This window comes from Kitasatospora sp. NPDC059722 (assembly GCF_042733235.1).
In the GTDB taxonomy this organism is placed as follows: domain Bacteria; phylum Actinomycetota; class Actinomycetes; order Streptomycetales; family Streptomycetaceae; genus Kitasatospora.
On record NZ_JBHWGD010000024.1, the window covers coordinates 56,852 to 83,523 of the forward strand.

11 protein-coding genes are annotated in these 26,672 nt (G+C 74.4%); 6 read left to right on the plus strand and 5 right to left on the minus strand.

Annotated elements, in window-relative coordinates; all coding sequences use genetic code 11:
- Positions 1 to 118: 118 nt before the first annotated feature.
- The 5 genes from ACFV4F_RS17860 to ACFV4F_RS17880 all read right to left on the minus strand — a co-directional run bounded on the left by ACFV4F_RS17860 (position 119) and on the right by ACFV4F_RS17880 (position 6,707).
- Positions 119 to 2,872, minus strand: coding sequence for a bifunctional YncE family protein/alkaline phosphatase family protein (locus ACFV4F_RS17860; RefSeq protein ID WP_380503465.1), 2,754 nt, complete (start codon positions 2,870 to 2,872; stop codon positions 119 to 121).
- A gap of 57 nt (positions 2,873 to 2,929) precedes the next feature.
- Positions 2,930 to 4,288, minus strand: a complete 1,359-nt coding sequence (locus tag ACFV4F_RS17865; protein WP_380503468.1) for an ABC transporter permease — start codon at positions 4,286 to 4,288, stop codon at positions 2,930 to 2,932.
- Positions 4,285 to 5,229, minus strand: a complete 945-nt coding sequence (locus ACFV4F_RS17870) for an ABC transporter ATP-binding protein (protein ID WP_380441092.1) — start codon at positions 5,227 to 5,229, stop codon at positions 4,285 to 4,287. Before ACFV4F_RS17870 ends, ACFV4F_RS17865 begins: the two co-directional genes overlap by 4 nt.
- A gap of 185 nt (positions 5,230 to 5,414) precedes the next feature.
- Positions 5,415 to 5,945: a GNAT family N-acetyltransferase gene (locus ACFV4F_RS17875; RefSeq protein WP_380503471.1), complete on the minus strand. Its 531-nt coding sequence runs from the start codon at positions 5,943 to 5,945 to the stop codon at positions 5,415 to 5,417.
- 288 nt (positions 5,946 to 6,233) lie between these two features.
- A complete protein-coding gene (locus ACFV4F_RS17880; protein WP_380503474.1) occupies positions 6,234 to 6,707 on the minus strand; it encodes a nucleoside deaminase in 474 nt (157 codons plus the stop codon).
- 319 nt (positions 6,708 to 7,026) lie between these two features.
- Between ACFV4F_RS17880 and ACFV4F_RS17885 the strand changes: the two genes are divergently transcribed.
- From ACFV4F_RS17885 to ACFV4F_RS17910, 6 genes are all read left to right on the plus strand, one after another.
- Positions 7,027 to 8,487, plus strand: coding sequence for a methyltransferase (locus ACFV4F_RS17885; RefSeq protein ID WP_380503477.1), 1,461 nt, complete (start codon positions 7,027 to 7,029; stop codon positions 8,485 to 8,487).
- Between the two features lie 180 nt (positions 8,488 to 8,667).
- Positions 8,668 to 22,401, plus strand: a complete 13,734-nt coding sequence (locus ACFV4F_RS17890) for an amino acid adenylation domain-containing protein (RefSeq protein ID WP_380503480.1) — start codon at positions 8,668 to 8,670, stop codon at positions 22,399 to 22,401.
- 73 nt (positions 22,402 to 22,474) lie between these two features.
- A complete protein-coding gene (locus ACFV4F_RS17895) occupies positions 22,475 to 22,690 on the plus strand; it encodes an MbtH family protein (protein ID WP_380441082.1) in 216 nt (71 codons plus the stop codon).
- Positions 22,687 to 23,772: a ferritin-like domain-containing protein gene (locus tag ACFV4F_RS17900; RefSeq protein WP_380503482.1), complete on the plus strand. Its 1,086-nt coding sequence runs from the start codon at positions 22,687 to 22,689 to the stop codon at positions 23,770 to 23,772. The genes ACFV4F_RS17895 and ACFV4F_RS17900 overlap by 4 nt, the downstream gene beginning before the upstream one ends.
- 97 nt (positions 23,773 to 23,869) lie before the next feature.
- Complete coding sequence (locus tag ACFV4F_RS17905; RefSeq protein WP_380493865.1) at positions 23,870 to 25,150, plus strand: MFS transporter; 1,281 nt, start codon at positions 23,870 to 23,872, stop codon at positions 25,148 to 25,150.
- Positions 25,151 to 25,192: 42 nt separating this feature from the next.
- A complete protein-coding gene (locus ACFV4F_RS17910; RefSeq protein WP_380503486.1) occupies positions 25,193 to 26,527 on the plus strand; it encodes a condensation domain-containing protein in 1,335 nt (444 codons plus the stop codon).
- Positions 26,528 to 26,672: the final 145 nt, after the last annotated feature.

Sequence of the window (26,672 nt, forward strand, 5' to 3'; positions counted from 1 at the left end):
GGTTCGGGGGTCGCGCGGCGGGGGGGGGGGGGGGGGGGGGGGGGGGGGGGCGGCGCCCGCGCGCCCCCCCCCGCGCCCCCCCGCCCCCCCGCCCCCCCCCCCCCCCTCCGCGAGGGGATCAGCCGTCGTTCTCGGCGGACGGGATGTAGGCGCCGGGGACGTCGTTCGGGGCGTGGATCTCGGACTCGCCCGGGTACGGGGCCGTCCAGTTGTGCGTCTGGTACCAGGTCAGGTGGTTCATCTGCGCCGGGTTCGCGCGGTCCGGTGCGGCGTTCGGGCCGGTGAGGCGCTGCTTGGACTTCCAGGAGTCCCACTGCGCCGCGACGCCCTGCTCCGCCGCCGGCGGCGCGACCGTGGTCGGGGCCGGGGCGGCCGCGCGGTCCTGGACCGCGCCGGGCACGTCGACGCCGCAGGACGGGGGCGTCTTCAGGCCGTCGGTCAGCGACGTCCGGTTGGGCACCGCGGTGAACGGCGTGAAGTCCGGCTTGTCGGTGAAGGCCGTGGTCATCGGGCTGGCCGCGCTGTCCTTCTGGTTCATCGGGTGGATCCCGAGGATCTGCTCGATGGTGCGGACCATGGTGATCTGCGAGTAGTAGCGGCTGTCGACGGTGCCGTGCTGCGCCCAGGGGCTGATGACCTGGATCGGGGCGCGGTGGCCGTCGACGTGGTCGAGGCCGGCCTGGGAGTCGTCCTCGACCACGAAGATCGCGGAGTCCTTCCAGTACTCGCTGTGCGAGATCTCGTCGACGATCTTCCCCACCGCGAGGTCGTTGTCGGCGACCTGCGCGGCCGGACCCGCCGGGCCGCCGGTGTGGTCGCTGGACAGCCACAGCATGTTGAGGCCGGCCGGGCCGTTCTGCTCGAAGTCCTGCTTCCAGATCTGGTACCGGTACTGGTCCGGCACGTCGAGGTCGAACTTCGGGAAGCCGGGCACCGACACGTCGTTGAGCGAGGGGATCGGCGACGAGGAGTTGAGCGGGTAGGCGGTGTCCTGCCCGGTCGCGTCCATCGTCTTCGCGTCGCAGTACAGGTTCTGCCAGCTCGCGCCGTCGGGCTTGGTCAGGAACTGGTGGAACTCGCCGAAGTCGCGCACGTCCGTCCCGGCGGCCTGTGCGCCGGTCCACAGGAAGCCCGAGCGCTGGTGGCCGAGGGCGTCGTCCTCGGTGTCGTAGCTGCGCTGGTACTCGCCGGCCGAGGACTCGGTGTACTCCGGGTTGTCCGCCTGCATCAGCCAGTTGTGGCCCTCGGCGGAGTTGGTGCCGATGTCGTAGGTGTTGTCGTAGAGCCCGAACTGCTGGGCCAGCGCGTGCTGGTTCGGGGTGACGTTGGCGCCGAACTGTGCGAGCTTCGGGTCGCCGTTGCCCTTGGCGATGTCGCCGAAGAGCTGGTCGTAGGTGCGGTTCTCCTTGACGATCATGAAGACGTGCTTGATCGGCGACGGGTCGCCGATCCGCGCGGGCACCGGTACCGGCTTGGCCTTCTTGTGGTCGGCCGTCCGGACCGCGCCGTCGGTCCAGCCGTTCTGCTGGAAGACCTTGGCGGTCTGGTCCCGGATCTCGCGGTCGCCCGGCAGCGTGAACTGCGTGATGCTCGACGTCGTGTCGTGGGTGTTGTGCGCGCCGGTGGCGTTGGGGCGGCGGGCGTCGATGCCGCGGGTGTTGGAGACGACGACCTTCGAGCCGACCGTGGTGATCTCGGCCGGGAAGTAGTCGGTGGGCAGCAGGCCGACGTAGCTCACCGGCTCCTGCGCACCGGTGAACCGGTAGACGGCCACCGCGTCGGCGCGGCCCAGGGTGACCAGCAGGCGGCCGTCGTCGGTGAGCGTCACCGCGGTGGGCTCGTAGCCGACCGAGGCCTCCGGCCACGGCTTGGTGGAGACGGTCTGCACGACCCGGTCGTGCGCGGTGTCGACGACCGACACCGTGTCCGAGCCGGTGTCGGCGACGAACAGCACGCCGTTCTTGGCGTACAGCGCCGTCGGGTGCAGGCCGACGTCGATGGAGCCGACGGCGGCGGAGGCGTCCCCGAGGTCGATCACGCTGACGGTGCCGGACGTCGTGGCGCCGGTGTCCTGGTCGGCCGGCACCTGCGTGCCGTAGGAGTTGAGCGTGTCGTCGTCCTCGGTGGCCGGGCGGCCGCCCTCGTTGCCGACGTACAGCTTGTGGCCGACCTGGGCGATGCCGCGCGGCGCGTTGCCCACCGTCCAGCTCTGCTTGACGGTGCCGCTCGCCGCGTCGATCGCGACCACCCGGTTCTGGCCGTTGACGGCCGCGTAGACCGTCGAGCCGTCGGCGGAGAACACCGCGCCGGAGGCGAGCGCGTGCTTGGCGCCGTCGGCCGGGATCGCGACCTTCACCGGGTTGGCCAGGGTGCCGTCGGCGTTCACGGTGAAGCGGGTGTAGCCGTCGAGCTGGCCCAGCCACAGCTGCTTGCCGTCCGGCGAGTAGGCCGGGGCCTCCTGGCCGACCGAGCCGTCGCTCAGGTGCAGGTCGTCCGCCTTCGCGGTGCCGACGCGCTGCTGCACCTGCCCGGTCTTGAGGTCGACGATGACCAGCGACGCGCCGCCGTCGGCGAGCGCCGCGGCCAGGTGGGCGCCGTCCGGGCTGACCCGGGAGCCCATGATCTTGCCGTCGTTGACGACCGACCGGGTGCCGTAGGGGGCGATGTACTGGTCGCTGGAGATCACCTGGCCGTTGACCGTGACCTGGCCGACCTGGTCGGTGCCGAACTGGTGGGTGGTCGCGAAAGCCGTGCCCGTGGCCACGGCCACCGCCGTGATGCACGCCGTGGCGAGCGTGGCACGGCGGCCCATGCGCCGGCCGAGAAGGGCGGGGTGTTCTCTCGGGACGCGACGACGACGCGTTACCTGCATGGCGTCATTCCTTCGGTGAGTGGGACTGGTTGGGGGCGATGTGCGTGTGCGGTGCGTTCAGTGGGGTGAGGAGGAGAGCAGCGGGAGCTGCCCGTCGAACTGCCACAGCGGGTTCGGCGCGTCCCCGTCCGGGGTCTGCACCAGGAAGTAGCCGTTGACCTCCTTCGGCCCGTCGCCGTCGGCCATCAGCCGGCCGTCCGAGGCGACGTCGAGCTGGTAGACCGCCGTGCCCGGCGCGGCCACGCCCGGCAGGTGCCAGGTGACGACGCAGCGCCAGTCGTTGCCGGGGCCCTCCGGGTCGACGTGGCCGTCCCCGCGGTCGCAGGCCGCCGTGACCCGCAGCTGCTCCTCGGTGACGGCGGGGCGGTGCAGCTGTTCGGTCTGCAGCCGGTACAGGTGCGCGAACACGGTCGACACCGACTGCTGCACCTTCGCCTGGGTGATCCCCGAGCCCGTCGACGGCGCGGCCACGGCCACCGCGCCGAACGTCAGCGCGAGCAGCCCGGCCAGCGGCAGGACGCCGGAGGTGAGCGCGCGGCGCTCCGCGCCGTCCTCGCTGCCGTTGGTGAAGTCGCGCCGCACGAACAGCCGGTAGGCCGCGGCGGTCGCCACGACGGCCCACACCAGGCTGACCGCGACCGAGATCAGCAGCTCGTCGAGCTGCGCCGGGTCGGCGAACAGCCCGTTCCACGAGACGAAGGCGTAGCCGGGCAGCGCGAGGCGCAGCGCCACCGGCAGCGGCAGCATCTGCGCGAGCTGCATCGCGACCGCGGTCAGCGCGGGGACGAGCAGGCCCATCGGCGAGCGGCCGAGGAGGACGGAGCCGAGCAGCCCGATCGCGGCCAGCGCCAGGGTCGGTGCCAGTGCGCAGGTCCACGCGAGCAGGACGCCACCGGCCGCGTCGGACGGCGGCAGCTGGTGCCCGTCGACGCCGACCAGCGGCCGGTTCCCGACCGCCGCCAGCCCGCCGGCCGTCCCGGACGCCATCAGCCCGGCCACCAGCAGCACGATCACGGTGCCGCTCGCCAGCGCCTTGGCCGCGAAGATCCGCCGCGGGGAGCGGATCGCGACCAGCAGGTGGCGCCAGGTGCCGAGGCGGTCCTCGGCGGCGAAGACGTCGCCCGCGACCACGGAGGTGAGGAGGGGCAGGGCCCAGGAGCCGGCGAAGCCCAGCACCACCAGGGGCCCGGCCCAGCCGGTGGCGTGCATCCAGCGGCCGAACAGCGTGTCGGACGGCAGCGTGCCCTGCTGGGCCACGGCGGCGACGAACAGGCCGGGCAGCGTCCAGCAGGCCAGCACCAGCAGGCGGATCCGCCACTGGGAGACGAGCTTGACGACCTCGAAGCGGTACACCCGGGCGACCGGTACCGGCCGCGTTCCGGGGGCCGCCTTCGGGGATGCGAGTGCGGTGCTCATCGGGCGCCCTCCTGCTGGTCGGTCAGGGCGAGGAACGCGGCCTCCAGCGGCGGGACCACGGGAGCGACTTCCCGCACCCCGATGCCCGCGTGCACCAGGGCACCCACGAACTGCTCGACGGCCGGCGCCGAAGCGCGCACGACGAGCGTCCCGGCCGCGCGCCGGGGCCCGGTCCCGGTGACGGCCCTGATGCCCGGGGTCTCGGCGGCCACGGCCCGGGCGGCCGACGGATCGGACGTGAGCAGGCGGTAGTCGAGCTCGGGGCTGTCGGCCGCGAGCTTCTCCAGCGGGCCGGAGAAGCGGATTCGGCCCGTCGCGAGGATCGTGACCTCGTCGCAGAGCGCCTCCAGGTCGTCCATGCGGTGGCTGGAGAGCACGACGGTCACGCCGTCGTCCGCGAGGCGGCGCAGCGCCCGGTGCACGTGCTGCTTGCCCGCCGGGTCGAGGCCGTTGGACGGCTCGTCGAGCACCAGCAGGCGCGGGTCCGTGAGCAGCGCGGCGGCCAGTCCGAGGCGCTGGCGCATGCCGAGGGAGAACCCGCGCACGCGGTCGTCCGCGACGTCGCTCAGCCCGACCTCGGCCAGGGCCCCGTCGATGCGGCCGGTGCGGGCGTCCTGGCCGGTCAGGGCCGCGAGGGCGGCCAGGTTCCGGCGGGCGGTGAGGGACGGGTAGAGGCCGGGGCCGTCGACGAACCCGGCGACGCCGGGCGGTGCGGCGAGGGCCCGTCCGACGGGTCTGCCCAGCACCTCCAACTCGCCCCCGTCGGCGACGGCCAGGCCCAGCAGCAGCCCGAGCAGCGTCGTCTTCCCGGCCCCGTTCGGCCCGGCCAGCCCGTGGATCCGCCCGGCCGCCAGGTCGAGCCCGACCCCGTCGAGCGCCACGACGTCACCGAAGTGCTTCGTCAATCCGCGTGCCCGTACGGCATGTTGTCTGTCGTTCATGGCCCCTTCTCGCAGTCCCCCACGGAAGGTAGGGGGTGCGCGGGGCGGCGTCAGGAGCGCGCGGTTGAACTCGGATGGAACAGCAGTCGGTATGTCCGTATGCGGACGCCTCCGCGGCCGGAACAGGGCGTCTGTCCCGGCCGCGGAAGGCTGTGCCGGAGGGTTGTGCCGGAGGGCTTGGACCGTCAGATTCCGAACGGAGCCGCGTACCGGACCGTGCCGGACGGCAGCGGGTGGTGCTCCGGGTCCAGGCCCAGCGCCATCAGCGCCTCGTCCGGCACCTCGATGCTCAGCCCGATCCCGTGGGCGGAGGCCCGGCCGAAGCCGAAGCGCGGGTAGTAGTCCGGGTGCCCGAGGACGACGACGAAGCGCTCGCCCAGGCGGCGTGCCTCGTCGAGCGCGGCGCGGATCGCGGCGGAGCCGGCGCCGGTGCGCTGGTACTCCGGGAGGACGGCGCAGGGGGCCAGGCACAGGGCGGGGGTGTCGCCGATGTGGCAGCGCGTGAGCAGCGCGTGGCCGACCGGGCGGCCGTCGGGGGTGACGGCCAGCACGGACAGCTCGTCGATCCAGGCCCCGTCCATCCGCAGGGCGTCGACGAGGTCGGCCTCCGACGGGGACCCGAACGCGGCGAGGACGATCTCCCGGACGGCCGGGACGTCGTCGGCGGTCTCGGTGCGGGTGGTCCAGCGCGGGGTGGAGGTGGTGGAGATGGTCATGATGAACGAGGTTCCGTTCCGGTGTGGTGTGTTCGTCCGGGGACGGCGACGCGTCCCCGGCCCCGCGAGCTCACGCTCCCGGCGGGGAAGGGGGATTCGAGGGCGGGGTCAGGCCGACGCCCGGGACGTGAGGGTGACCCGGGCGCTGCGCACGGCGACGGCCTTGAGCGCGGTCATCAACCCCACCTCCCCACTTCCTCGATCCGGTCGAACACGAACCGCTCCACCGTAACACCGACCCGGTCGGGAGGTCACGTCGTTTGTCGGCCGCGGATCCGCACCGGGCGGCTATCCCCAGTAGCCCGTGTGGACGGCGGCGGCCTCGTCGTAGAGGTGGGGGCCCGAGACGGTGACGGTGTTGCCGCCGGCGGCGAAGACGTCGCGGCAGGGGAGGGCGAGGACGGGCTCGTCCGGGTCCACGCCGGCGATGGCGTTCAGCTCGGGGGCGGCGAGGGCGTAGACGACCCGGCGGATGCCGCTCCAGTAGATCGCCCCGGCGCACATGGCGCACGGTTCGGTGCTGGAGTACAGGGTGGCGCCGGTGAGCTGGGCCGGGGCGAGGTGGCGGGAGGCCTGGCGGACGAGGTTGGTCTCGGCGTGGGCGGTGACGTCGTGGTCCGTGAGCACGGTGTTCTCGGCGGTGAGCAGGACGCCGCCGGCGCCGTCGGTCAGCAGGGCGCCGAACGGGTGGTTGCCGTGGGCCCGGGCGGAGGCCGCGAGCTCGATGGCCGTGAGCAGGTGGGCGCGGGTCTGGTCGGCCATGACGGTTCTCCTCGGGGCGGCGCGGGCGACGAGGACAAACGTATAGCGCGCGGGCCCGTCGGGGGTTGATCGAAACCGCCGGGGCCGCCGGTCGACCCGGAGCGGAAGGGGCCGGTCCGCGAGGGTAGCAGCGCGGGGCGGGTGTCCGCCGACGGGTGGCCGGGTGTCCAACCGCGGGCGTCTGCGGTTGGACACCGGGGGGCGCGGTGATCGATTGACAGACCGTTCGTGGCTCCAGGTAAATGGCGCAGCAGTGGCCCGCCGTTCGCGGGCGGATCTCCGTTTCCGGCACCCCGATCCCGGAGTTGATGCTGTGTCAGTGCGAGAGCGTGAGCACGAGAACGACGCCCGGCCGGACCTGTCCGGCGTGGTCGCCGCCGCGCTGGCCCCGTTGGTGCCGGTGCGGGCGGTGACCGTGCGGGCCGACGGGGCCGGGGCGCGGCGGCTGCTCGTCGAGGTGCTGCCCGAACCCGGGCCGGCGGGTGACGAGGACGACGAGGCCGTCGTGGTCGAGTCCTGGCAGGCCGTGTTCGAGGACGCGTACGGGCTGGTCGCGGACGACGACGGTCCGGAGGCGGGCCGGCTGGCGGGGTGGACCGACAGCTTTACCGGCCGGCCGATCGGCGCCGCGCACATGGCCGAGTGGGTGGACACCACGGTGGAGCGGCTCGCCCGGCTCGGACCCCGCGCCGTCCTGGAGATCGGCGCCGGCACCGGACTGCTCGCGCGGCCGCTGGTCGAGCGGCTCGGTGTCCGCGAGTACACCGCGACGGACTTCTCCGCCGAGGCGGTGCGCCTGCTGCGCCGGCTGGGCGACGACCTGCGCCGGGGCGGGCCGGAGGCCGTGATCACGGTGGCGGAGGCCGCGGCCGACGTGCCCGCCCCGCCGGCCGCGGCGCCGGGCGGGTACGACACCGCCGTCGTCAACTCGGTCGTCCAGTACTTCCCTTCGGTGGCGTACCTGGAGTCGGTGATCGCCGCGACGCTGCCGCGGATGGCGCCCGGCGGGCACGTGTTCCTCGGCGACCTGCGGGACTCCCGCCTGCTGGAGCACTTCGCGGTGCTCAAGCACGAGCTGCGGCGGGAGCCGGGACCGCGCAGCGGCCTGCGCCTGGACCACGTGGCGGTCGAACTCGCCGGGGACGTCGAGCTGAGCGTCGACCCCGGCTACCTGGCGGACCTGCCGCGGCGCTTCCCGGCGATCACGGCGGTCGAGCTCGCCCCGCGCCTGGGCGCGGCGCCCACCGAGATGACGCTGTTCCGCTACGACGCCGTCCTGCACGTGGGCTGCCAGGCCCCGGCGGAGGCCGGCCCGTGGCGGCCCGCCGCCCGGATCGGGCTCGACGAGCTCGACTGGCTGCTGGCGGGCGACGCCGCGGCGTTCGGCGTCAGCGGGATCGCCAACGCCCGACTGGGCGAGGCCCGCCGGCTGCACGCGGCACGCCGGGCGGAGCCGGTCGACGGGCCGGGCGCGCCCGGCCTCGACCCTGAGGCCGTCCACCGGCTGGCCGAACGGCACGGGCGGCCCGTCCGGCTGCGCTGGAGCCTGGACGGCCGGCCGGGTGACTACGACGCGTGGTTCCCGGGCCTGGACGCGGACGAGCAGGCGCACTACCGGGTCGCGGTGCCCGCCGCGGCGCCGGGCGCGGGGTGCCGTCAGCAACTGGTGCCGCCCGCCGTCTCGGAGGACTGGCGGCGGGCGGTGTGCGAGGCGCTCGCCCGGCACGCCCCGGACGCCGGTGAGCCGCCGGAGGTCGAGTTCGTCCTGGCGCTCGGCTGAGCGCCGGCCACGGCCCTGGTGGACGCCCGGCCCCTCGGGCCATGATGCGCTGCGACGGCTTCGGCGGTGCCCGGCCGTCCGTCCGCGCGCGCTGTGCCGCGTGCCCTTCCCCCTTGTGATGCCCCTGCGCCCGCCTGCCAGGGAGCCCCCGAAGCCCCACGATCCCGCTGAGGTGACACCATGCCGACCAACCCCGACCAGCCCTTCGCCAGTGAGCCCCGAGTGCCTCGGACGGCGCGCGAGGAGGTGCTGTGCGGGCTGTTCGAGCAGGTGCTGGAGCGGCCGCGGGTCGGGGTGGAGGACGACTTCTTCGACCTCGGCGGGCACTCGCTGCTGGCCACCTGGCTGCTCGGGCGGATCCGGGCGGTCTTCGGGGTGGAGATCGGCATCCGGGACTTCTTCGACGCCTCGACCGTCGCGGGCGTGGCCGAACTGCTCGACAGCGGCGCGGCGGAGAAGCGGGCACCGTTGCAGGCGATGGCGCGCCCCGAGCTGCTCCCGCTCTCGTACGCCCAGCAACGCCTGTGGTTCCTCAGGGAGTTGGAGGAGGGCGCGGCCGTCTACAACGAGGTCGTCGCGGTGCGGCTGCGGGGCGCGCTGGACGAGGGGGCGCTGCGGGCGGCGCTGGAGGACGTGGTGGGGCGGCACGAGAGCCTCCGGACGGTCTTCCCCGCGGTGGACGGCGTGCCGTGGCAGCAGGTCCTGCCGGCGACGGGCGAGCCGCTGGTGCCGCTGGAGGTGCGGGAGTGTGCCGAGCGGGAGCTGACCGGGCTGGTCGACGCGACCGTGGCCCGGGCCTTCGACCTGGCGCGCGAACTGCCCCTGCGGGCCTCGCTGTTCCGGATGGCGCCGCAGGAGCACGTGTTCCTGCTCGTCGTGCACCACATCGCGTGCGACGGCTGGTCGATGGGGCCGCTGCTGCGTGACCTGGCCGCCGCGTACGACGCGCGTGGCGCGACGGGCGAGGCGCCGGTCTGGTCGTCGCGACTCCCGGTGCAGTACGGGGACTACGCGCTGTGGCAGCGGGAGGTGCTGGGCGAGGAGGACGATCCCGGCTCACTGATGGATCGTCAGCTCGACTTCTGGCGCGAGCGGCTGGCCGGCATGCCGGAGGAGCTGGCGCTGCTGTCGGACCGTCCGAGGCCCGCCGTCGCGACCTTCGCGGGCGACACCGTGGACCTCGCGATACCCGCCGACGTGCACGCCGGGCTGGTGGCGCTGGCTCGTGAGAGTGGTGCGACGCTGTTCATGGTGCTGCGGGCGGGGTGGGCGCTGCTGCTGTCGCGGCTGGGCGCCGGGGCGGACATTCCGATCGGCACGGTGGTGGCGGGCCGGTCGGACGAGGCGTTGGACGAGCTGATCGGCTTCTTCGTCAACACGCTGGTGCTGCGGACGGACCTGTCGGGCGATCCGAGCGTGCGCGAGCTGCTGCGCCGGGTGCGGGAGGCGGACCTGGACGCCTTCGGGCGCCAGGAGGTGCCGTTCGAGCGGCTGGTCGAGGTGGTGAACCCGGTCCGGTCGGCGGCCCGGCACCCGCTCTTCCAGACCATGGTGGTGCTGCAGAACAACTCCTGGACGACCTTGCGGCTGCCGGGCCTGGAGACCGAGGAGTTCCGGGTGGACCACCGGATCTCCAAGTTCGACCTGTCCCTGGACGCCTGGGAGCACTTCGCCGAGGACGGGCAGCCGGCCGGCCTCGGTGGCCAGTTGGAGTACGCGAGCGACCTGTTCGACCGGTCGACGGCCGAGGGGCTGGTGGAGCGGTTCGTCCGGGTGCTGGCGGAGATGGTGGCCGATCCGGACGTCCGGGTGGGTGCGCTGGAGGTGCTGGAGCCGTCGGAGCGGCACCGGTTGCTGGAGGAGTGGGCCGGTGTCGTCGAGCCGGCGGCCGACCCCGAACCGGTGCACCGGCTGTTCGAGCGGCAGGTGCGGACGAGCCCGGACGAGCGCGCTCTGGTCTGTGAAGAGCGGGAACTGAGCTATGGCGAGCTGAATGCGCGGGCGAACCGGGTGGCGCGTGAGCTGGTGGCGCGGGGTGTGGGGCCGGAGGTGCGGGTCGCGGTGCTGTTGCCGCGGTCGGTGGAGTCGGTGGTGGCGCTGCTGGCGGTGCTGAAGGCGGGTGGTACGTATCTGCCGATCGACGCGGAGTATCCGCGTGAGCGGGTGGAGTTCATGCTGGCGGACGCGGCTCCGGAGGCGCTGGTCACCGATCGGGAGCTGGGCGCCGGGTATCCGGATGTCGCTCGACTGCTGCTCGACGACGAGGCGGTGGCGCGGCACGACGATGGAGACCTCGGGGTGGCCCTGGCTCCGCGGCACGCGGCGTACGTCATCTACACGTCGGGTTCGACGGGCCGGCCCAAGGGCGTCGTGATCGACCACGGCAGCCTCGCCAACCTCTGCCACCACTACGTGGTCACCACCTACGCCGAACTGCTGGCCGCTACCGGCCGGGAGCGGGCGAGCGTCGCCACGACGGCCCCGCTCGCGTTCGACTCGTGCTGGGTGGCGCTGCTGGCCATGTTCGTCGGCCACGAGCTGCACCTGCTGGACGACGAGACCCGCCGCGACGCCGCGCGACTGGTGGAGTACCTGGAGCGGGCCCGGGTCGAGTTCCTCGACACCACTCCGGGTTACGCGGCGGAACTGGTCGAACAGGGGCTCCTGGACGGGGAGTCCGGCTTCGCGCGCATGCTGAACGTCGGCGGCGAGGCGGTGTCGGAGTCGCTCTGGCGGCGCGTGCTGGCGACGCCGGGGTGGACCGGACAGAACACCTATGGCCCGACGGAGAACACCGTGGACGCGCTGATGGCGTGGTTCGCCGTCGCGCCGTCGCCGGTGCTGGGCCGGGCGACGACGAACACGCGGGCCTACGTGCTGGACGCCGCGCTGCGTCCGGTGCCGGCCGGGGTGATCGGGGAGCTGTACGTGTCCGGGGCGCAGGTGGCGCGCGGCTACCTCGGGCGTCCCGGGCTGTCGGCGTCGCGCTTCCTGCCGGATCCGTTCGGCGGTCCGGGGGAGCGGATGTACCGCACCGGGGACCTGGTGCGGTGGACGGCGGACGGCCAACTCGTGTTCCTGGGCCGGGCGGACGACCAGGTGAAGGTGCGCGGCTTCCGGATCGAGCTGGGCGAGGTGTCGGCGGCGCTGGAGCGCTGTGCGGACGTCTCGGCCGCCGTCACCGTGGTCCGGGAGGACCGCCCGGGGGACCGCCGGCTCGTGGCGTACGTCGTCCCCGCCGCCGGAGCCGTGCCGGATCCCGCCGCCGTGCGCAGGGAGGCGGCGTCGGCGCTGCCGGAGTATGCGGTGCCGTCGGCGGTGGTGGTGTTGGAGGCGCTGCCGCTGACGGGGAACGGCAAGGTGGACCGCCGGGCGCTGCCCGCGCCGGAGGCCGAGGTGCATGTCACGCGGGCGCCCCGGGACGCGCGGGAGGAGGTGCTGTGCGGGCTGTTCGAGCAGGTACTGGGCCGTGCGCGGGTCGGGGTGGAGGACGACTTCTTCGAGCTGGGCGGGCACTCCCTGCTGGCGACGCGGCTGGTCAGCCGGGTCCGTTCGGCGCTCGGCGTGGAGCTGGGCATCCGCGACCTGTTCCAGGCGCCGACCGTGGCCGGGCTGACCGCCCTGCTCGACCAGCGCGGCGCGGTGGTCCCGAGGCCGCCGCTGCGGCCCGTCGAGCGGCCCGAGCGGCTCCCGCTCTCGTACGCGCAGCAGCGCCTCTGGTTCCTGCGCGAGTGGGAACGCGCGAGCGGCGCCTCGACGTACACGGTGCCGACCGCGCTGCGGCTGCGGGGCGCGCTGGACGAGGGGGCGCTGCGGGCGGCGCTGGAGGACGTGGTGGGCCGGCACGAGAGCCTGCGGACGGTGTTCCCGGTCGTCGACGGCGTGCCGTGGCAGCAGGTCCTGCCGGTGACGGGCGAACCGCTCGTCCCGTGGGAGGTGTCGGCGTGCGGCCGGGATGAGCTCGACGAGCGGCTGGCGGCGGCGTCCGGCCACGGCTTCGACCTCGCGAATGAACTCCCGCTCCGGGCATGGCTGTTCAGGATCGCCCCGGAGGAGCACGTGCTGCTCCTCGTGGTGCACCACATCGCGTGCGACGGCTGGTCGATGGGACCGCTGCTGCGCGACCTCGCCGCCGCCCACGCCACCCGCAGCACGACCGGCGACGCTCCGGGGTCGTCCGAACTCCCGGTGCAGTACGGCGACTACGCGCTCTGGCAGCGCGGTGTGCTGGGCGCGGAGGACGATTCCGAGTCCTTGACGAACCGTCAGCTCAACTTCTGGCGCGAGCGGCTGGAGGGCCTGCCGGAGGAGCTCACGCTGCCCACCGACCGGCCGCGGCCCCTCGAACCGGGCTTCGCCGGCGGCGTGGTCGACGTGGCGGTGCCGGCGGAGGTGCACGCCGGGTTGGTGGCGCTGGCGCGGGAGTCCGGGGCGACGCTGTTCATGGTGCTGCGGGCGGGGTGGGCGCTGCTGCTGTCCCGCCTCGGGGCCGGCACCGACATCCCCGTGGGCACGGTGGTGGCGGGCCGTTCGGACGAGGCGTTGGACGACCTGGTCGGGTTCTTCGTCAACACGCTGGTGCTGCGGACGGATCTGTCGGGCGATCCGAGCGTGCGCGAGCTGCTGCGCCGGGTGCGCGAGGCGGACCTGGATGCGCTGGGCAGTCAGGACGTGCCGTTCGAGCGACTGGTCGAGGTCCTGAACCCGGCCAGGTCGGCGGCCCGGCACCCGCTCTTCCAGACCATGTTGATCCTCCAGAACAACGCGTGGTCGGAGCCGGGCCTGTCGGGCCTGCGGGTCGACGAGATCCCGGTGGACCACCGGATCGCGAAGTTCGACCTGTCCGTCGACTTCTGGGAGCAGGCGGGCTCGACGGGTGAACCGGTCGGACTCGGCGGCCAGTTGGAGTACGCGAGCGACCTGTTCGACCGGTCGACCGCCGAGGACCTGGCCCGCCGGTTCGTCCGGGTGCTCGCGGCGATGGCGGCGGAGCCGGACGCCCGGGTGGGCGCGCTGGAGGTGCTGGAGCCGTCGGAGCGGCACCGGTTGCTGGAGGAGTGGGCCGGTGTCGTCGAGCCGGCCGTGGACCGTGAACCGGTGCACCGGCTCTTCGAGGAGCAGGCCCGGAGCCGCCCGGACGAGCGGGCACTGGTGTTCGGCGGCCAGGCCTGGACCTTCGGTGAGCTGAATGCGCGGGCGAACCGGGTGGCGCGTGAGCTGGTGGCGCGGGGCGTGGGGCCGGAGGTGCGGGTCGCGGTGCTGTTGCCGCGGTCGGTGGAGTCGGTGGTGGCGCTGCTGGCGGTGTTGAAGGCGGGTGGTACGTATCTGCCGATCGACGCGGAGTATCCGCGTGAGCGGGTGGAGTTCATGCTGGCGGACGCGGCTCCGGAGGTGCTGGTCACCGATCGGGAGCTGGGCGCCGGGTATCCAGGTGTCGCTCAACTGCTGTTCGACGATGAGGCGGTGGCGCGGCACGGCGATGGAGACCTCGGGGTGGCCCTGGCTCCGCGGCACGCGGCGTACGTCATCTACACGTCGGGTTCGACGGGCCGGCCCAAGGGCGTCGTGATCGACCACGGCAGCCTCGCCAACCTCTGCCACCACTACGAGCGCGTGACCTTCGCCGGTCACCGGGCCCGCTCGGGCGCCACCCGGATCCGCATGATCTCGACCGCGCCGCTGGCCTTCGACTCCAGCTGGACCCCGGTGCTCGGGCTGTTCCTCGGCCACGAACTGCACCTGACGGACGACGACGACCGCCGCGACGCCGCCCGACTGGCCGAGTACATCGGGCGGGAAGGCATCGAACTGCTGGAGACGACGCCGGGCTACGCCGCCGAACTGGTCGAGCAGGGCCTGCTGGAGGCGGACCCGCGCTCGCCCCGGACCCTCGTGGTCGGCGGCGAGGCGCTGCCGGAGTCGCTGTGGCGCCGGATGCTGGACGCGCCGGGGTGGACCGGGCAGAACACCTACGGCCCGACGGAGAACACCGTGGACGCGCTGGCGGCGTGGTTCGGCGACACCGACGGGCCGCTGCTCGGGCGGGCGACGACGAACACGCGGGCCTACGTGCTGGACGTGGGGCTGCGTCCGGTGCCGGTGGGCGTGGCAGGCGAGTTGTACCTCGCCGGGGCGCAGGTGGCGCGCGGCTACCTGGGCCGCCCCGGGCTGTCGGCGTCGCGGTTCCTGCCGGACCCGTTCGGTGGTCCGGGGGAGCGGATGTACCGGACTGGTGATGTGGTGCGGTGGCTGCCGGACGGCCAACTCGCCTTCCTGGGGCGGGCGGACGACCAGGTGAAGGTGCGCGGGTTCCGGATCGAGCTCGGTGAGGTGTCGGCGGCGCTGGAGCGCTGTGCGGGCGTCGTCGCCGCGGTCGCGGTGGTCCGGGAGGACCGCCCGGGAGACCGGCGGCTCGTCGGGTACGCGGTGGCGCGCGAGGGCGCGGCCGTGACGGGTGCCGAGGTGCGGCGCGAGCTCGGTGCGCTCCTGCCGGAGTATGCGGTGCCGTCGGCCGTCGTGCTGCTGGAGGCGCTGCCGCTGACCGGCAACGGCAAGGTGGACCGCCGTGCGTTGCCCGCGCCGGAGGCCGAGGTGCATGTCACGCGGGCGCCCCGGGACGCGCGGGAGGAGGTGCTGTGCGGGCTGTTCGAGCAGGTGCTGGGCCGTGCGCAGGTCGGTGTGGAGGACGACTTCTTCGCGCTCGGCGGGCACTCGCTGCTGGCCATGCGCCTCGTCGCCCGGGTCCGCTCGGTGCTCGGCGTGGAGCTGGGCATCCGCGACCTGTTCCAGGCGCCGACCGTGGCCGGGCTGACCGCTCTGCTCGACCAGCGCGGCGAGGTCGACCCGAGGCCGCCGCTGCGGCCCGTCGAGCGCCCCGAGCGGCTCCCGCTGTCGCACGCCCAGCAGCGCCTCTGGTTCCTCGGGACCGTGGACAGCGAGGCCCGGACGGCGACGTACGCGATGCCGCTGACCGTCCGGCTGCGGGGCGCGCTGGACGAGGGCGCTTTGCGGGCGGCGCTGGAGGACGTGGTGGGCCGGCACGAGAGCCTGCGGACGGTGTTCCCGGTCGTCGACGGCGTGCCGTGGCAGCACGTGGTGCCGGTGACGGGCGAGCCGCTCGTGCCCTGGGAGAGCGTGGCGTGTGCGGCGGAGGCCGTCACCGGCCTGATCGACGGGGCCGTGCACGGCGTCTTCGACCTCGCGAGCGAACTCCCGCTCCGGGCCTGGCTGTTCCGGATCGCTCCCGATGAGCACGTGTTCCTGCTGGTGATGCACCACATCGCGTGCGACGGCTGGTCGATGGAACCGCTGCTGCGCGACCTCACCGCCGCGTACGCGGCCCGCAGCGGGACGGGCGAGCCCCCGGCGTGGTCCGAACTCGGCGTCCAGTACGGCGACTACGCGCTCTGGCAGCGCGGCGTGCTGGGTGAGGAGGATGACTCCGATTCACTGATGAACCGTCAACTCGACTTCTGGCGCGAGCGGCTGGCCGGCCTGCCGGAGGAGCTGGCGCTGCCGTCGGACCGTCCGAGGCCCGCCGTCGCGACCTTCGCGGGCGACACCGTGGACCTCGCGATACCCGCCGACGTGCACGCCGGGCTGGTGGCGCTGGCTCGTGAGAGTGGTGCGACGCTGTTCATGGTGCTGCGGGCGGGGTGGGCGCTGCTGCTGTCGCGGCTGGGCGCCGGCACCGACATCCCCGTGGGCACGGTGGTGGCGGGCCGGTCGGACGAGGCGTTGGACGAGCTGATCGGGTTCTTCGTCAACACGCTGGTGCTGCGGACGGATCTGTCGGGCGATCCGAGTGTGCGCGAGTTGCTGCGCCGGGTCCGCGAGGCGGACCTGGACGCGCTGGGCAGTCAGGACGTGCCGTTCGAGCGCCTGGTCGAGGTCCTGAACCCGGCCAGGTCGGCGGCCCGGCACCCGCTCTTCCAGACGCTGCTGATCCTCCAGAACACCACCTGGTCCGAGCTGGACCTGCCCGGACTGGAGACCGAGGACGTTCCGGTCGAGCACCGGATCGCCAAGTTCGACCTGTCGGTGGACTGCTGGGAGCTGACGTCGGCGGCCGGCGGGCCGGGCGGGATCGGCGGCGAGCTGGAGTTCGCGACGGACCTGTTCGACCGCTCGACGGCGGAGACGCTCGCCCGGCGGTTCGTCCGGCTGTTGTCCGGGATGGTGGCGGACCCGGACACCCGGGTGGGCGCGCTGGGGCTCCTGGAGGACTCGGAGCGAGACCAGTTGGAGGAGTGGGCCGGTGCCGTGGCGCCCGAGCCCGACGCCGAGCCGGTGCACCGGCTCTTCGAGCAGCAGGCGAGGACGCGCCCGGCCGAACGCGCTCTGGTGTTCGGCGACCACGAGCTGAGCTTCGGTGAGCTGAACGCGCGGGCGAACCGGCTGGCTCGCGAGCTGGTGGTGCGGGGCGTGGGGCCGGAGTCGGTGGTGGCGGTGGCCCTGCCCCGCTCGATGCATGCCGTGGTGTCCGTGCTGGCGGTGCTGAAGGCCGGTGGGACGTATCTGCCGGTGGATCCGGGGTATCCGCGGCAGCGGGTGGAGTTCATGCTGGCGGACGCCCGTCCGTCGCTGGTGCTGACCACGTCGGCGCTGGGGATCGACGGGCCGTGCCTGCTGCTCGACGACCCGACGGTGATGGACGCCGTGGCGGCGCATGGAAGTGAGGACCTGCCCTGCCGGGTCCACCCGCAGAACGCCGCCTACCTGATCTACACGTCCGGCTCCACCGGCACCCCCAAGGCCGTCCAGGTCCCGCACGCCGGCCTCGCCAACCTCGCCCGGCACCTCGACCGCTCGGTGCTGGCCGACCACCTCGCCGCGACGGGCCGCTCCCGGGCCCGCGTCGCGAGCACGTCGTCGTCCTCCTTCGACGCGAGCTGGCAGTCGCTGAGCGCGCTGTTCCTCGGACACGAGCTGTACGTGCTGGACGAGGAGACCCGCCGGGACGGCCCCGCCGCCGTGGCCGACCTGCGCCGCGCGGGCGTCGACCTGCTGGACACCACGCCTGCCTACGCGGCGGAACTGGTCGAGGAGGGGCTGCTCCGGCCGGATCCGGCCGAGGGCCTGCCCGTCGTGCGGACCCTGCTCCTGGGCGGCGAGGCGCTCCCGGCACCGCTGTGGGAGCGGCTGCGCGCGACGCCCGGCCTGGTCGCGCACAACGCGTACGGACCGGCCGAGTGCACCGTCGACACGGTGATGACGCCGCTGTCGGCGGCCGGTTCGCCGGTCCTGGGCCGGGCGACGACGAACACGCGGGCCTACGTGCTGGATGCGGGGCTGCGTGCGGTGCCGGTGGGGGTGGCGGGCGAGCTGTACCTGGCCGGGGCGCAGGTGGCGCGCGGCTATCTGGGCCGCCCCGGGCTGACGGCGTCGCGCTTCCTCCCGGATCCTTTCGCCGGTCCGGGGGAGCGGATGTACCGCACGGGCGATGTGGTGCGGTGGCTGCCGGACGGCCAACTCGCCTTCGTGGGGCGGTCGGACGATCAGGTGAAGGTGCGCGGCTACCGGATCGAGCTGGGGGAGGTGTCGGCGGCGCTGGAACGCTGTGCGGACGTCGTCGCCGCGGTCGCGGTGGTCCGGGAGGACCGCCCTGGGGACCGGAGGCTCGTCGGCTACGTCATCCCGGCCGCGGGGGCCTCACCCGATGCCGCCGCCGTGCGCAGCGAGGTCGCGTCGGTGCTGCCGGAGTACGCGGTGCCGTCGGCCGTCGTGGTGCTGGAGGCGCTGCCGCTGACGGGCAACGGCAAGGTGGACCGCCGTGCCCTGCCCGCGCCCGCGGTCGTCGCGCAGGTCGCGCACGCCCCGCGCGACGCCCGCGAGGAACTCCTCGCCGGGCTCTTCGCGGAGATCCTGGGCGTGCCCAGGGTCGGTGTGGACGAGGACTTCTTCGCGCTGGGCGGGCACTCCCTGCAGGCCATCCGCCTGCTCGTCCGGGCCAGGGCGGCGCTCGGCGTGGAGCTGGGCATCCGTGACCTGTTCCAGGCGCCGACGGCCGCCCGGCTCGCCGCGCTGCTGCAGTCGCGGACCGCAGCGCCGCACGAGCCGCTGGTCGCGGTGGAGCGCGGCGAGCGGACGCCGCTCTCGTACGCCCAGCAGCGCCTCTGGTTCCTGCGCGAGTGGGAGGGCACCCGGAGCGCCTCGACGTACACGGTGCCGACCGCGCTGCGGCTGAAGGGGGCACTGGACGAGGGGGCGCTGCGGGCGGCGCTGGAGGACGTGGTGGGCCGGCACGAGAGCCTGCGGACGGTCTTCCCGGTGGCGGACGGCTCGCCCTGGCAGCACGTGGTGCCGGTGACGGGCGAACCGCTCGTCCCCTGGGAAGCGGCCGACTGCGCCCCGGAGGACCTGCCCGGGCGGATCGCCGCCGCGGCCGGGCACGAGTTCGACCTGGCGCGCGAACTTCCGCTGCGCGCCTCGCTGTTCCGCGTCGCACCGGACGAGCACGTGTTCCTGCTGGTGGTGCACCACATCGCGTGCGACGGCTGGTCGATGGGCCCGCTGCTGCGCGACCTGACCGCCGCGTACACGACCCGCCGTGCGAGTGGCGGGGCTCCGGCCTGGTCCGAACTCCCCGTCCAGTACGGCGACTACGCGCTCTGGCAGCACCGGGTGCTCGGCGAGCCGGATGTGATGGACCGTCAGCTCGACTTCTGGAAGGACCGTTTGCGCGGCCTGCCGGAGGAGCTGGCGCTGCCGTCGGACCGTCCGAGGCCCGCGGTCGCGACCTTCGCGGGCGACACGGTGGACGTCGAGGTGCCCGCCGACGTGCACGCGGGACTGGTGGCGCTGGCGCGCGAGTCCGGGGCGACGCTGTTCATGGTGCTGCGGGCGGGCTGGGCGCTGCTGCTGTCCCGCCTCGGGGCCGGGGCGGACATCCCCGTCGGCACGGTGGTGGCGGGCCGTTCGGACGAGGCGCTCGACGACCTGGTCGGGTTCTTCGCCAACACCCTGGTGCTGCGCACCGACGTCTCCGGCGACCCGAGCGTCCGGGAGCTGGTGCGCCGGGTGCGGGAGGCGGACCTGGAGGCGCTGGGCAGCCAGGACGTGCCGTTCGAGCGGCTGGTCGAGGTGCTCAACCCGGTCCGGTCGGCGGCCCGGCACCCGCTCTTCCAGACCGCGCTCGTGCTGCAGAACAACGCGTGGTCCGAGGCCGGGCTGCCGGGTCTTGAGGTCGAGGAGGTCCCGGTCGACCTGCCGAACGCCAAGTTCGACCTCGCGGCCGGCCTCTGGGAGCGCCGGACCGGCGACGGCGGGCCGGGCGGGATCGGCGGCGAGCTGGAGTTCGCGACGGACCTGTTCGACCGCTCGACGGCGGAGACGCTCGCGCGCCGGTTCGTCCGGCTGCTGGCCGGGATGGTGGCGGACCCGGAAGCGCGGGTCGGCGCGCTGGAGCTCCTGGAGCCCGCCGAGCGGGCCGCCCTCCTGGCCCACGGGACGGGAGCCGTGCGCGCTGCGGACTCCGGCCTGCTCGCCCACCAGGTGTTCGAGGCGAGGGCGGCGGAGCAGCCGTGCGCGCCGGCGGTGGTCGACGGGGACCGCGAGGTGAGCTTCGGTGAGCTGAACGCGCGGGCGAACCGGTTGGCGCGGGAGCTGGTGGTGCGGGGTGTGGGGCCGGAGTCGGTGGTGGCGGTGGCGCTGCCTCGCTCCACAGATGCTGTGGTGTCCGTGCTGGCGGTGCTGAAGGCCGGTGGGACGTACCTGCCGGTGGATCCGGGGTATCCGCGGCAGCGGGTGGAGTTCATGCTGGCGGACGCCCGTCCGTCGCTGGTGCTGACGACGTCGGCGCTGGGGATCGACGGGCCGTGCCTGCTGCTGGACGACCCGACGGTGATGGACGCCGTGGCGGCGCATCCGAGCGAGGACCTGCCTAGCCGGGTCCACCCGCAGAACGCCGCCTACCTGATCTACACGTCCGGCTCCACCGGCACCCCGAAGGCCGTCCAGGTCCCGCACGCCGGCCTCGCCAACCTGGTGGCCGCGTCCGCGGCGAAACTGCGCCTCGGCCCGGGCCGCTCGCTGCTCCAGCTGGCCTCGCCGGGCTTCGACGCGGCCGTCTACGAGTGGGCCAACGCGCTGCTGGCCGGAGCGGCGCTGGTGCTGCCGCCCGCCGACGCGCGGTCCGGCGAGCCGCTCGCGAGGGTGCTGGCGGAGCGCGGTGTCACCCACGCCGTCATCACGCCCGCGGTCCTCGCGACGCTGCCCGCGCGGTCGGCGGCGGACCTGGGCGGACTGGCCGTCCTGGTCGTCGCGGGCGAGGCCCTGCCCGGCGAGCTCGTGGCGCGGTGGGCACCCGGCCGGGAGCTGATCAACGCCTACGGGCCGACCGAGACCACCGTCTGCGCGACCGCCAGCGAGCCGCTGCGGCCGGACGGCGGGGCGCCCATCGGCCGCCCGCTCGACGGCACCCGGGTCTACGTGCTGGACGCCGGGCTGCGGCCGGTGCCGGCGGGCGTGGCCGGCGAACTGTACGTCGCCGGGGCGCAGGTGGCGCGCGGCTACCTCGGGCGTCCCGGGCTGACGGCGTCGCGCTTCCTCCCGGATCCCTTCGCGGGGCCGGGCGAGCGGATGTACCGCACGGGAGACCTCGTGCGGTGGACGGCGGACGGCCGACTCGTCTTCGTGGGCCGGGCGGACGAGCAGGTGAAGGTCCGCGGAGTCCGGATCGAGCCGGGCGAGGTGTCGGCGGCGCTGGAGCGCCGCGTGGACGTCACCGGCGCCGTCGCCGTGGTCCGGGAGGACCGCCCGGGAGACCGGAGGCTGGTCGGCTACGCGGTGGTGCGCGAGGGCGCGGCCGTCACGGGCGCCGAACTGCGCCGCCACCTGGGCACCGTCCTGCCGGAGTACGCCGTCCCGTCGGCCGTCGTGGTGCTGGACGCGCTGCCGCTGACCGGCAACGGCAAGGTGGACCGCCGTGCCCTGCCCGTCCCCGAGGCCGAGGTGCGCGTCACCCGCGCGCCCCGGGGCCCCCGCGAGGAGGCGCTCTGCCGGCTGTTCGCCGAGGCGCTCGGCCTGCCCGAGGTCGGGGTGGAGGACGACTTCTTCCACCTCGGCGGCCACTCCCTGCTGGCCACCCGCCTCGTCACCCGGATCCGCGCCGAGCTCGGCGAACCCGCCGAGCTGACCGACCTGTTCCGCGCCCCGAGCCCGGCCGGACTGGCCGCCCTGCTGGACGGCGGCCCGGCCGCGGACCCCGGGGTGCTGGTGCGGCTCGGCGGTGAGGGCGACCGGCCGCCGCTGTTCTGCGTCCACCCGGTGACCGGCCTCAGCCGCTGCTACACCGGCCTCGCCGACGGGCTGCCGGACCGCCCGGTCTACGGCCTCCAGGCCCGCGGGCTCGACCGCCGCGCCGAGCGGCCCGCGGACCTGGCGGCGATGGTCGGGGACTACGTGGACCGGATCCGCGAGGTGCAGCCGGCCGGCCCCTACCACCTGCTCGGCTGGTCGACCGGCGGGAACATCGCGCACGCCATGGCCTGCGCGCTGCGCGCCGCCGGTGAACAGGTGTGCCTGCTGGCCGTGTTGGACGCCTACCCGGTCGAGAGCGGACACTGGGGCGCGGAACCCGAGGACGTCGACGCGGAGCTGGTCGCCGACCTGCTCGGCCGCGAGGGCGGCGGGTTCGCCCCCGGCGCCGCCGCGCTCGACCACCTCGCCGCCACCGCGACGGCCGTCGTCCGGGCGGTGGCGGACGCCCCGACCGGACGGTTCGACGGCCGCGTGCTGCACGTCACCGCGACCCTCGGCCGGTCCGGGGACGCGCCCGGCGCCGAGGCCTGGGAGCCGTACGCGGCCGGCGGGATCGACCGGCACGAGGTCGCGGCCGAGCACTTCGACCTGACCCGCCCCGAGCCGCTGGCCGCGATCGCCCGGTTCGTCGCCGAGGCCCTGGACGGGTGCTGAGCCCGTCCCCGCCCCCCCGTGCCCCCCCGTGCCCCCCGTGATCACCCGACCGAAACCACCGAAGGGAAACACCGTGTTCGACAGCGACACCGCCCGCTTCCACGTCGTCCTCAACCACGAGGAGCAGTACTCCGTCTGGCCCGAGGACCAGGAGATCCCGGCCGGCTGGACCGCCGAGGGCACCACCGGCACCCTCGACGAGTGCACCGCGCACATCGACCGGGTCTGGACCGACCTGCGCCCGCTCAGTCTGCGCCGGCTGATGGCGGAGCAGGCCGGGCGGGCGTGACGCCCCCGCCCCGGGACGACCGGCCGCCCCGGCCGGCGGCGCCCCGGCTCCCGACCGCCCTCGCCGGGCTGGCCGACCTCCGGGTCGACACCCCGGTGACCGCCGTCCTCAGCTGGGAGCGCTCCACGGCCGGCTCGGGGCTCGCCCGGCTCTACGAGGGCGCCAAGCTCGCCCAGTGGAACGCGGCCACCGACATCGACTGGTCGCTGGACGTCCCCTTCGGCGAGCCGCTGCCCGCCGGCTCGGCGTACGCGCTGGACTCGCTGCGCGCCTCGCCGATCGGCCGGCGCGGGCCCCGCGCCTGGAACGACTTCCGCTGGCAGACCCAGGCCTGGACGGTCTGCCAGTTCCTGCACGGCGAGCAGGCGGCGATGCTCGCGGGCGCCCGGCTGGCCGAGGTGCTGCCGGACATCGAGGCGAAGCTGTGCGCCATCAGCCAGGCCGGGGACGAGGCCCGGCACGCGGAGGCGTTCGGGCGCTACGTCGGGGAGCACGTCCCCGAGCCGTACCCGGTCTCGGAGGGGCTGCGGCGGCTGTTCGCGGACGCGCTCGGGGCCACCGAGTGGGACCTCCTCGCGCTGGCCGTCCAGTGCCTGGTCGAGCCGCTGGCACTGGCCGGCTTCCGGCTGGCGGAGGCCACCTTCCACGATCCGCTGATCAAGCAGATCACCGCCCTGGTGGCCCGGGACGAGGCCCGCCACGTCTCCTTCGGGGTGCTGCTGCTGCGCGACGTCGTCCCCGGGCTGTCGGCGGCCGAACTGGCGCGGAGGGAGGACTTCCTGCTGGCGTCCGTCGAACTCATGCGCCGCCGCTTCCTGCTGGGCGACCTGTGGGAGCGCTTCGAGGTCCCGGCCGCCGAGGGCACGGCCTTCGCGCTGGCCGACCCCGGCCTGGCCGGCTACCGGCAGATGCTGTTCTCCCGGGTGGTGCCCATGCTCGCCCGGATCGGGCTGCTCACCCCGCGCGTGATGCGCGGCCTGGAGTCGATGGACCTGCTGAGCCGCCTGAGCGCGGACACCGTCGCCCGGGTCCGGCGGGAACGGGCGGCGCTCGGTGCGCCGACCGGCCGTGTGCACACCTGATCACTTGTCGTGAACGATCCGCCCTGAGTACGGTCGCTGACCGTGTCCGGTCCACCACGGCCGTCGCACCGCGGCGGCCCCGAACAAGAGGTCCCACATGGCCCAGTCCCCAGACACCGACCCTGCCGAGAAGCCCCAGGGGCTCTGGCGCAACCGCGACTTCGGGCTGCTGATCAGCGGTCAGGTGGTCTCGTTCCTGGGGAGCCAGGTCCAGGTCTTCGCGCTGCCGCTGCTGGTGCTCGCCGTCTCCGGCTCGCCGACCCAGGCCGGGCTCGTGATGGGCCTCAGCTCGCTGTCCTGGCTGCTCTTCGGCCCCTTCGCGGGCGCGCTGGCGGACCGCTGGGACCGCAAGACCACGATGATCCTGTGCGACCTGGGCCGCGCCGTGGTGACGGTCAGCGTGCCGCTCGCCATGTGGCTGGACGGCCTGACGGTCGCCCAGCTGTGCGCGGTGGCCGTGCTCAACGGGGTGCTGGAGACGCTCTTCGAGTCGGCCAACTCGGCGGCCCTGCCGAACGTCGTCGGCGCCGGGCAACTGGGGGCGGCGCTCGGCCGGTTCGAGACCGCGACGAACACCGTGCGGATCGGCGGCGGCATGGTCGCCGGCGCGCTGTACTCGCTCGGGCGGGCGGTGCCGTTCGTGGTGGACGCGGTCTCCTTCGTGCTCTCCGCGATCTCGCTGCGCTTCACCCGGGCGAAGTTCCAGGAGGAACGCAGCGAGGAGACCCCCGCCGGCCTGCTGAAGGAGGTCCGGGCCGGCCTGAGCTGGCTGATGGGCCAGCCGCTGATCCGCTTCCTCGCGCTGATCTCGGCCGCGGACGCGATCCGCTACGGCGCCGGCTACCTGGTGATCATCACGCTGGCCGAGCGGATCGGCGCCTCGCCCACCGAGATCGGGTTCGTCTTCACGGGGGCGGCCGTCGGTGCGATGGTCGGGGCGCTGGTCTCCAGCCGGGTCAACGACCGCTTCCCGCTGGGCCGCATCGCCACCGTGACGCTGTGGGTCGAGGCGCTGATGTTCCCGCTCTACGCCGTCGCCCCGAACGCCTGGCTGCTCGGTGCGGTGGCCGCCGCGGAGTCGGTGCTGGCGCCGGTGTACATGGTCGCGCTGTCCAGCTACCGGCTCGCGGCGACCCCGGACCACCTGCGCGGGCGGGTCTCCAGCGCGGTGCAGACCCTCGGCATGAGCGCGATGTCCCTCGGCGCGCTGATCGGCGGCGTGATGATCGACGGCCTCGGCCCGCGCACCACCACGGTGATCTTCGGCGGCTGGCTGATCCTGCTCGCGGTGCTGACCACCGTCAACCGCGCGGTGCGCCACTCCGCCGGGACCGCCCGCCCGGCCCCGGTCACGGAGGCCGCGCCGGCCCAGTCCTAGGGCCTGACCCCAAGCCCCCGCCACCACCAGAAGGGCTCACACATGACCGTCCTGAGGACCGTCGACGCCACACCCGGGCAGCGGCTGCTCTGGATGATGGAGCACTACCGCGGCGCCGACACCCCGCTGAACGTCAACGCCTGCTACCGGCTGCGCGGCCCGCTCGACCGGCCCGCGCTGCGGACCGCGCTGGACCGGCTCGTCGAACGGCACGAGGCGCTGCGCACCACCTACGAGTCGGTGCGGCGCAGGCTCGTCCAGCACGTCCACACGCCCCGGCCGGCCGCGCTGGCCGAGGAGGAGGTCGGGCCGGAGCCCGAGGCGCTGGCCGAGGCGCTGCTGCGGCACGCCCGGCACCGGCACGACCTGGCCGTCACCCCGCTGCACGCCGCGCTGCTGACGGTCGGGCCGGAGGAGTCCGTGCTGGTGCTGAACATCCACCACCTGTCCACCGACGGCTGGTCGGGCGGGGTGCTCTCCCAGGAGCTCGGGCGGCTGTACCGGCCCGGCGGCGAGCCGGCGGCGGAACCCGGCAAGGCGGCCTGGCAGTTCGCCGACTTCAGCGAGTGGCAGCGGCAGCGCTACGAGGACGGCGTGCTGGCGGAGAGCCAGAAGTACTGGCGCGACACCCTGGCCGGGGCCGAGGCGCCCCGGCTGCCCGGCACGTCGGCGATCCGCGACGGCGTCGGCCAGCTGCCCGGACTGGCCGCCCTCACCCTGGAGCCGGAGTTGGTGGCGGGCCTGACGGCGCTGTGCCGCAAGCAGCGCTCGACGATCTTCGTCGCCGCCCTGGCCCTGTTCGCCGGCGTGCTGTACGGCCGGGAGGGGCAGCGGGACGTCGCGCTCGCCTCGATGTTCGCCAACCGCACGCGGCCCGAACTGGCGGGCACCGTCGGCTTCCTGTGCAACCTGCTGGTGCTGCGCCTGGACCTGGAACCGCAGGCGGGCTTCCTGGAGGTGCTGCGCTCGACCCGGGACACCGTGCTGGACTCGCTCGCCCACCAGGAGGTCCCGTACCACCTCGTGCCGCAGGGCCGGGGGGAGCGGGGCGAGGGGCTGGAGAACATCCTGTTCCAGGTCGCGGTCGGGCCCGAGTACGCGCTGAGGCTGAGCGGCCTGGAGGTCACCCAGGTCCACCCGCCGGGCGGCATGGCGAGCCGGTTCGACCTGGAGTTCGTGCTGATGCCCACCGAGGACCGGATCGAGGGGCAGGTCTGGTACGACCGCCGCCGCTTCGACCCGGCCTGGGTCGAGGGCCTGACCGCCGACTTCCGGCGGCTCGCGGAAGCGGCCGTCGCCGAGCCCGGACGGCCGCTGGCGGAGCTCGTCGCGGAGCTCGCGCAGGACGCTGTCCGAGTGCGCGGCGGCGGCAGTTGAACACAGGCGTGACACCGAAGGGGCCCGAGCGTCGAAACGCTCGGGCCGCCCGGGGGTTTCGGGGGGGCGGGGGATTACGCCCCGGTGTGGAATTAGTGGGTTAAACCGGTGTTAGGGGGCTTACCGGATAACGTATGTGTCATTA